We start from the raw sequence: 7830 nt of genomic DNA on the forward strand, positions 1-7830 counted from the left end.
GTACAGCACCAGCAGGGTAAAACCATAAATCGCCACGCTGACGATCTTCCAGGGGCTGCCGTCCAGGCTCGCCACCACCAACATCCACACTGCGCCGACAAACGCGGCGACCGCCCCGGCCAAATGGCTCCAGGCGTTGAATCGTTCCCCGTGATACATGTGTCACTCACCTCGAATAACCGTTACCACATGGTTGTGCCAGGACCATTGTGACGCTACCGGCACTGTTACAGGTAACACGCATTTCTGCCTTTGCCCAACGACCCCGTGCCGATGGATCACTCACTGAGTCCTGTGGGAGCTAGCTTGCCTGCGATAGCGGTGTGTCAGCCCATCATTCAATAATTGACAGACCTCATCGCAGGCAAGCCAGCTCCCACATACGGCAATCTCCATGGCCCGGCCCCAATATCGCCACCTGCATGGCTTGCCGGGTGCGATTGTGACCGTGCGCGGGCTGTACCTGTTCCCTTCGGTACACCCGCCTGGTGCTGGGCCTGTGCAGCGCATCGCTGGGAGTGAACGGGTTTTAGGGGCACAATCGACAGCATTCGAACCCGAGCCACGGCCATGCTGATCGACGAAGAATTCACCCTCAAGAAACTGGAAATCTTCCTGGCATTCATGCGCACCGGCAACCTGGCCCGCGCCGCTGCCGAGCTGCAAACCAGCAACGTCAGCGTACACCGCGCCATCCACTCCCTGGAAAACGCGCTGCGCTGCCCGCTGTTCAAGCATGAAGGGCGCAACCTCACGCCGCTGGAAAGTGCCTACGTGCTCGAAGAACGCGCGCAGAAACTGGTCGCCGATGTGGTCGACAGCGTGCGCCTGACCCGCGAAGCCGCCGGGTTTTCCGCCGAGCGCTTCAAGCTGGGCTCGCTGTATTCGCTGACGGTCAAAACCGTGCCGCAATTGATCATGGGCCTTAAAATCAGGCGCAGCGAACTCAATATCGACCTGATCCTGGGTTCCAACTTTGACTTGCTCTACAAACTCAAGAACATGGAAGTCGACGCGATCCTCATCTCCCTCGACGACCACGCCAACGACCCCGACTGCGAACAGATCGCGCTGTTTTCCGACGACATCTTCCTCGCCACTCCAGCCGATTCACCCTTCGACCGTGAACAGCAAATCGACCTGGCGGATGTGCGCGACGCTACTTTCATTACCCTCACCCAAGGCTTCGCCACCCATCAGGACGGCAATCGGGTGTTCAAGCAGGCGGGGTTTGAGCCGAAGGTGGCGATGCAGGTGAACGACATTTTCACGCTGCTGAGCATGGTCAGTTCAGGCGTGGGTTATGCGTTGCTGCCGGGAAGGATTGCGGCGGTGTATGAGAACCGCGTGAAGCTCATACCGCTGCAACCGCGGTATCGGTTGCAGCAGCATATTGGCGTGGTGTTTTTGAAGGCCAAGGAGCGTGATCCGAACTTGCTGGCGTTGCTGGCGGAGTGTCGGATGTATGCCAACCGCCAAACCTGACACCGATCGTTCCCACGCTCTGCGTGGTAATGCAGCCCTGGACGCTCCGCGTCTGCTCTTAAAGGCGTGACGCGGAGCGTCACATGAGGCATTCCCACGCGGAGCGTGGGAACGATCATTGATGAGGCCGGCTCAGGTCAGCCCACCAGCCCGCGCATCAGCAAAAACAGCAACGACGGTCCCAGCAGGCAGCCCAGCGCCGTGTAAAACGCCGCCGTCAGGCAACCATACGGCACCAGTTTCGGATCGGTCGCTGCCAAACCACCGGCCACGCCGCTGGACGTGCCCATCAGCCCGCCGAAAATCACCGCACTGCGTGGGTTATTCAACCCGATCAACGGCGCTACAAATGGCGTCATCACCATCACCAGGATGGCCTTGATCAACCCGGCGGCAATCGACAGCGCCATGACCTCGGAGCTGGCACCAATCGCCGCGCCCGTCACCGGGCCAACGATGTAGGTCACGGCGCCCGCACCAATGGTGGTGAGGCTCACGGCATCGGTATAACCAAACGCCATCGCCACTCCGACGCCAGCCACGAACGAGGAACCCACGCCGACAAACAGCGCCAGCACGCCCACGTAACCGGCGCGCCTGAGTTCATCCACACTCACACCAAACGCCGTGGCAACAATGGCAAAGTCGCGCAGCATCGCACCGCCCAGCAGGCCGATGCCCGACAGCAACGGAATATCCACCACGCCCTTGGCGCCGCCGGTAAACGCGCCGCCCACATACGACAGCACCAGCCCGAGCAAAATGGCGATGGCCGAACCGTGCAGGCGGCCTTTGGTAAAGGTGTCGGAGATCCAATAGGACACCCACATGGTCAGGCCGATCACGGCAAAACCACTGATCAAGCCGTAGCCGGTGATCACTTTCATCATGGATTCGTACATGGCGATCACCCGGCTTCTTTAGTGGGAACAGCCGCAACTGGCTCACGGTTACCGATGCGCACCAACACCGGTACCAGGGCAAACCCCAGCACTACGGCGAGCGTGCCGGCCAGAATCGCCATCGGCCCGCCCTTGATCGCGCCGTACACGTTTTGTTGGGCCGCCATCGCTACCACAATCGGGATATACACCGCCGCCCAGAAGCTCACGCCCTGCTCCGACTTGCCGGTAAACAGCCCACGTTTGCTGAGGTAACTGCCCAGGCCGATCAACAGCAACATAGCGATACCCACCCCGCCGACGTTGGCCGGGATCCCCATCCATTTGCCCAGCAACTCACCGATAAACAGGCCGATCAACGTACACAGCGCCAGAAACGCCACACCGTAAATAATCATGGTTGTTGTCCTCAAAGTGCTTCATCGAAATTGTTGTTTTTGTGCTTCGAAAGCCTTGGGTGGTGCTTTATCGGTGGCGGCGCTCCTCCTCTTGCAGCAGGATCTGCAAGGTGTCCAGGCGTGCGCCTTCATAGGCGATTACGCTGCCTTGTTCGAAGACACGCCGGGACAGACCGGTGAGTACCGCGCCAGGCGGCAGTTCGATTTGCAGGCGCACACCGCGCTCGTAAGCGCTTTGCACGGTGCCGCGCCAGTCGACGATGCGGCACATGTTGAAGGCCAGGTCGTCGCGCAGTTGCTCGGGGTTGTGGATAGGCCGCGCGCGGGTGCTGCTCAGGTAGGTGATGCGCGGCGCCTTGAGCGTTACAAACGCCTGCGCCAATGCTTCGGCGGGTTCGTTCAGCAGCATGCAATGGGATGGCACGCTCACGGCCAGGCGCTTGGCCACGCCGTTGCCTTTGATGCGTTGCGCGACACGCTGCATGGCTTCATCACTGCCGGCGATGACGGTCTGGTTGTCGGCGTTGATGTTGGCCAAGTACACCGGGGTTTGCGCGCTGTGGATTTCGGCCAGCAGCGTTTCGACTGTGGATAACTGCGGGCCGATGATCGCGGTCATACCAAAGCCTTGTGGATAAGCGTTTTGCATCAGTTCGCCGCGCAGGCTCACCAGCTTTACCGCGTCAGCAAACTCCAGCGCACCGGCGATGACGGCGGCCGGGTAGGCGCCGATGGACAAACCCGCCACGTAATCGGGTGTGTGTTGCAATTGGCGCGCATGGGCCACACCCGTAATCAACAGGCAGAGTTGCACGGCGCGTGTGTTGGCCAGGGCTTGGGCTGAATCGAGCTGGCTTACGTCTTCGCCCAATGCATCGCTGGCTTCTTCCAGGACCTGAGCAGGCAACGCTTGGAGCATGCCCGCGCGCTGGGCACCCTGCCCCGGAAATACCAGAAGGCTGCTCATGCCACAGCCTGCCAAGGGTCGAGTACCAGGTGCGCACCGTGGGTGGTTTTAAGCAGCACACGGCGTGATTCGCCAGCCCACTCACGCAAGGCGACAGCGCCAAACGGGGTTTGCAGTTGCAGGTCGACGGTGCATTCGGCTGAGTCCAACAGCGCCAGCAGATCGCGTGCGGCGTTGCGCTCAAGTGGCTCGGGCGTGCGCAGGATCAAATCCAGATCGCTCTTGGCGTGCAGCGCTTCAATCCCGCTTGCCAACTCGAAACCCGCACTGCCGGTGACGCCCCAGTCTTGCTGCGCCAGCACCGGGCGCAATTGATCGAGCGCGCTTAACGCCGGTAAATCCCGTGGCGAAACCGCGCTGCGCAAATCTTGTGGCACCACACGTCGTTGCACGGCCACGAGCGGCATCACCGCCGCAAACCGCTGCTCACGCAAGCGCCCGCGCACACCGACGGCCACGTAACCCGGCTCGGCCAGGGCGCGACGCACCACCACCGGGTGACCGGCGCTGATCGCGGCGCGTACCCAGGCTGGCGCGTCAGCGGGCAGCTGCACCGGGGTCATGCCCCAGAGCAAGTCGTGGGCGTTCACCATTGCTCCTGCAGCAGTTGGCGTACATGGCTGGAAGCTGCGCGATTGCTCGCACCCAGGCGCCCTTTCAGATCAGAGCTGTGGATATCTTGAATGGCGTGCAACAGGCAATCGCTGACCCGCGTCACGTCGTCCGCCGTGGGCTGCTCAATCTGGCTGACCGACAGGGTTTCCCAGAGCAAACCGAGGCTGGCGTAGCTGTCGATGTCATAAGCCATGGGCGGCACGCTGGCGGCCAAGGCTTCGAGTTCTTCAACACTGCGCAAGGTCACTCGCGCCGCCGAGGCTTTGCCCATGGCGTGCACCATCACGCCAGGGTCACGCAGGGCGATCATGCGGTTGGCCTGATAGCCGTGAGCGAGAAACGCTCCGGACATGGCTTTGCCCACCAGCAGCGCAATCACCGGGTGCCCGGCCAAGCGAGCGCGGGCATAGCTGTCGGCGGCGGCGGCCAGGGCCTGATGGATGCCCAGGGCTTCCTCGCGACGGCCGTAGGCTTGGCTGGGTACATCGACGATAGCGATGATGGGGCGTTTGTCGCCCTTCTCGATGGCTTCGTCGACAGCCTTGGCAAGACCCCAGCCCTCCAGTAAACCGACTTCGCCGTTGCGCGCACGCGGGAAACGATTTTGCGCATCGGTGACCACGGCAATAAAGCGCACGGCCTGTTCACCCACTACGCCGTCTGCAACCTTCAATGAGTCGGGCAACCCTTCGACAGGCGTTGCGCCGACGCTCAATGCGTTGAACCACTGCAAGCCTCTCATGGACGTTCTCCTTGATACAGGTCGCGCACCGTCGCGGGGTCTATTTGCGGCGCAGCGTCCAGCTCAGTGAGGCGCGCCAGGTAGAAATCGATCTGACGGCTACGCTGTTGCTCGGGCAAACCCTGTTGCAGCAAGGCGCTGACGGTCTGTTGGATCTGCGCCACATCGTCCGCCACATAACGGTCGGCCAGGCCGCTGTTGAAGCGCTGCTCGCCGCCGGTAAGGCTCCAGATAAACGGCCGGTCGCGGGAGTCGTACTCTTCCAGCCCCGCTTCCTGCTCGATCACTTGTGGGCCATTCAAGCCCAGGCGTGCTTCGCGGGTGACCACCAGATAACTGCACAACCCGGCGGCGATGGACATGCCACCAAAACAACCAACACTACCCGCCACCACGCCGACGACCGGCTGGTACTGGCGCAGGTCGACAATCGCCGCATGGATATCGGCAATCGCCGCCAGCCCAAGGTTGGCTTCCTGCAAGCGCACACCGCCGGTTTCCAGCAGCAGCACGGCACGGGTCGGAACACCGTTGCGGTTGTCTTCAGCCGCCAGTTCGAGGGCACCGGCGATTTTTGCGCCGCCCACTTCACCGAGGCTGCCGCCCTGGAAATTGCCTTCAATGGCAGCAATCACCACCGGCAACCCGGCGATGCTGCCTTTAGCGATCACCACGCCGTCATCCGCTTGCGGCACAACGCCTTGGCGGCTGAGCCACGGCGACATCACGCGTTGGAACGGGTCGATCAGTTCGCGGTAAGTGCCGCTGTCCAGCAACGCCTTGGCTCGCTGCCGCGCACCGAGTTCGACGAAGCTGTGCTTGTTGAGTAAATCAGTCATGGCCGATCTCCTCGAAACCCTGTTCCAGGCGCAAACGCACCACGCCGGGGGTGGCGCCGAAGTCGTGAATATCAATCTTCAAAGCCGGTGGCGTCTGCTCCTGGAAGATCCGTTCGAACAGATGCTGCCAGCGTTGCTCGGCGCCATTCACCGAAGTCTGCACTTGAATGGTCAGCGTGCCGGGCGTGCCCGGTTCCAGCAACACTTCCAGGTCGCCGGAGCCGACGCAACCCACCAGCGCACGGCCTTTGGGCGGCTGCCCGGCGGGGAATTCAAAGGATAAGGTTTCCATCACAACGCTCCGTCGAGGCGGTCGATAAACAGGCAGGCGGCCAACAGGTCGGCGGCGCCGCCGGGGGAGGCATTCAGGGCCAGGAGTTGCTGGTCAAGGTCGTGCAGTTGGCGGCGCCCGGCGAGGCTTGCGCTACCGCCAGCGTCCAGCACCGCCTGGGCGCCGCGTTGCATGGCGCGCAGGCCTTCGGTGCCGGCTCGGTAGAGCACGCAGGTGTCGGCCAGGTCGGTCATGATCGCGAGCAAGGCGTCCAGGCGCGCATTCTGTTCACCGGCGTTTTGACGGCGGCTTTTGTGCAACTGCGGCAGGCCGCGTTGCACCACGGCAGGGAAGCCCAATTGCGCTTCTTCACGGGCACCGCGTGCGCCGTAGCGTTGCGCGACTTGCGCGCCATGGCTTAGCGGTTGCGGGGCGAAACGGTCGTTGAGCAAGGCCAGTTTGGCGGCGGTGAGCGTGACAGCGCGTGGCTCCAGAGCCGCTGCGGCAGTGAGCAAACCGAGGGCCCAGATCGCGCCGCGATGGGTATTCACGCCTTGGGTGGTGGCGAGCATGGCTTGCTCACCTTCGCGCCCGATACGCCCGAGGGCTTCGCGCAAGGGCAAACCCACTTCACCGAACTCAAGCGCCGCTTCGGCCATTTCCTTGAACATCGGCCACAACGACAGCGCCGAGGCGTGCATCAGGCCCAGGTGCAAATCGCTATGGGCGCCATTGCCGCGACGGTCTACCAATGCGGGTTTGGGTGACAGGTCAGCCTCATCAATCAAGGCATCCACAGCCATATCCGCCAGGCGATCGGCGAGGCTCAGTTCATGCAGTTTGAGGGCGCGCATTTACCAGCTCCTGAACTTGGCGGGCGGGTTGTACAGGCCACCGGACCAGTCCACCAAATCGGCCACGCTCTTGGCGGCGAGCAGCTCGCGGGTGGCGTCGGTGCGGCGGATGCCGAGGTCTTCGGGCAAGGCGATCAAGCCTTCGCGGCGCATGCGCGCAGTGTCCTTGGGGTTGTGGCGCATGCCGATGGCGGTGACGCCTGCAACGGCGGCGATCATCGCCTGGCGCTCTTCCAGCGAGCGTGCCTTATACAGATAGGCGATGCCTTCTTCGGTGAGCAGGTGAGTGACGTCGTCGCCGTAGATCATGATCGGCGCCAGCGGCATGCCGCTTTTGCGCGCGACCTCCACAGCGTCGAGGGTTTCGACGAAGGTGGGTTTGCCACCTTCCTGGAAGGTCTCGACCATTTGCACCACAAGCTTTTTGCCGCGTTCCAGCAAGGCCTCCGGCGCGTCGTCGTGGCGCATATCGAGCCAGGCCGGCGTACCGTGACGGCGGCCGCGTGGGTCGTGGCCCATGTTCGGCGCGCCACCAAAACCGGCAAGACGGCCACGGGTCACGGTGCTGGAATGCCCGTCGCCATCCACTTGCAGCGTGGCGCCGATAAACAGGTCCACCGCGTATTGGCCGGCCAGTTGGCAGAACATCCGGTTGGAGCGCATCGAGCCGTCGCGGCCGGTGAAGAACACATCCGGGCGGGCGGCGATGTAGTTTTCCATGCCCAGTTCGGTGCCGAAGCAATGCACGCTTTCCACC

At 62.6% G+C, this 7830-nt stretch carries 11 protein-coding genes; 1 reads left to right on the forward strand and 10 read right to left on the reverse strand.

What is annotated here, in order from left to right:
- Window positions 1-159, reverse strand: a 159-nt coding sequence (locus FEM54_RS18570; RefSeq protein ID WP_171045862.1) for a hemolysin III family protein, incomplete at its 3' end; no start/stop codon positions are given.
- A 411-nt stretch (window positions 160-570) separates the two neighbouring features.
- On the opposite strand from FEM54_RS18570, the gene FEM54_RS18575 reads away from it, so the two are divergent.
- On the forward strand, window positions 571-1485 hold the full coding sequence (locus FEM54_RS18575) for a LysR family transcriptional regulator (protein ID WP_017139426.1): 915 nt from the start codon (window positions 571-573) through the stop codon (window positions 1483-1485).
- A gap of 137 nt (window positions 1486-1622) precedes the next feature.
- Here FEM54_RS18575 and madM read toward each other — a convergent pair whose 3' ends face one another.
- From madM to FEM54_RS18625, 9 genes are all read right to left on the reverse strand, one after another.
- Window positions 1623-2387 carry a malonate transporter subunit MadM gene (madM, locus tag FEM54_RS18585; protein WP_138452404.1) on the reverse strand — a complete coding sequence of 255 codons (765 nt, stop codon included), beginning with the start codon at window positions 2385-2387 and terminating at the stop codon, window positions 1623-1625.
- A gap of 5 nt (window positions 2388-2392) precedes the next feature.
- A complete protein-coding gene (madL, locus tag FEM54_RS18590; RefSeq protein ID WP_099488469.1) occupies window positions 2393-2785 on the reverse strand; it encodes a malonate transporter subunit MadL in 393 nt (130 codons plus the stop codon).
- Between the two features lie 67 nt (window positions 2786-2852).
- Window positions 2853-3752, reverse strand: a complete 900-nt coding sequence (gene mdcH, locus FEM54_RS18595; RefSeq protein ID WP_138452406.1) for a malonate decarboxylase subunit epsilon — start codon at window positions 3750-3752, stop codon at window positions 2853-2855.
- Window positions 3749-4345 carry a malonate decarboxylase holo-ACP synthase gene (locus tag FEM54_RS18600; RefSeq protein WP_138452408.1) on the reverse strand — a complete coding sequence of 199 codons (597 nt, stop codon included), beginning with the start codon at window positions 4343-4345 and terminating at the stop codon, window positions 3749-3751. The genes mdcH and FEM54_RS18600 overlap by 4 nt, the downstream gene beginning before the upstream one ends.
- Window positions 4339-5109: a biotin-independent malonate decarboxylase subunit gamma gene (gene mdcE / locus FEM54_RS18605; RefSeq protein WP_138452410.1), complete on the reverse strand. Its 771-nt coding sequence runs from the start codon at window positions 5107-5109 to the stop codon at window positions 4339-4341. Before mdcE ends, FEM54_RS18600 begins: the two co-directional genes overlap by 7 nt.
- Window positions 5106-5948, reverse strand: coding sequence for a biotin-independent malonate decarboxylase subunit beta (locus FEM54_RS18610; protein ID WP_138452412.1), 843 nt, complete (start codon window positions 5946-5948; stop codon window positions 5106-5108). Before FEM54_RS18610 ends, mdcE begins: the two co-directional genes overlap by 4 nt.
- Window positions 5941-6240, reverse strand: coding sequence for a malonate decarboxylase subunit delta (locus tag FEM54_RS18615; RefSeq protein ID WP_017139433.1), 300 nt, complete (start codon window positions 6238-6240; stop codon window positions 5941-5943). Before FEM54_RS18615 ends, FEM54_RS18610 begins: the two co-directional genes overlap by 8 nt.
- Window positions 6240-7073 (reverse strand): triphosphoribosyl-dephospho-CoA synthase, encoded by an 834-nt coding sequence (locus tag FEM54_RS18620; protein ID WP_138452413.1) that lies wholly within the window; start codon window positions 7071-7073, stop codon window positions 6240-6242. The genes FEM54_RS18615 and FEM54_RS18620 overlap by 1 nt, the downstream gene beginning before the upstream one ends.
- A partial coding sequence (locus tag FEM54_RS18625; RefSeq protein WP_171045863.1) for a malonate decarboxylase subunit alpha occupies window positions 7074-7830 on the reverse strand: 757 nt, incomplete at its 5' end.

Source organism: Pseudomonas edaphica (assembly GCF_005863185.1).
GTDB classification, from domain to species: Bacteria; Pseudomonadota; Gammaproteobacteria; order Pseudomonadales; family Pseudomonadaceae; genus Aquipseudomonas; species Aquipseudomonas edaphica.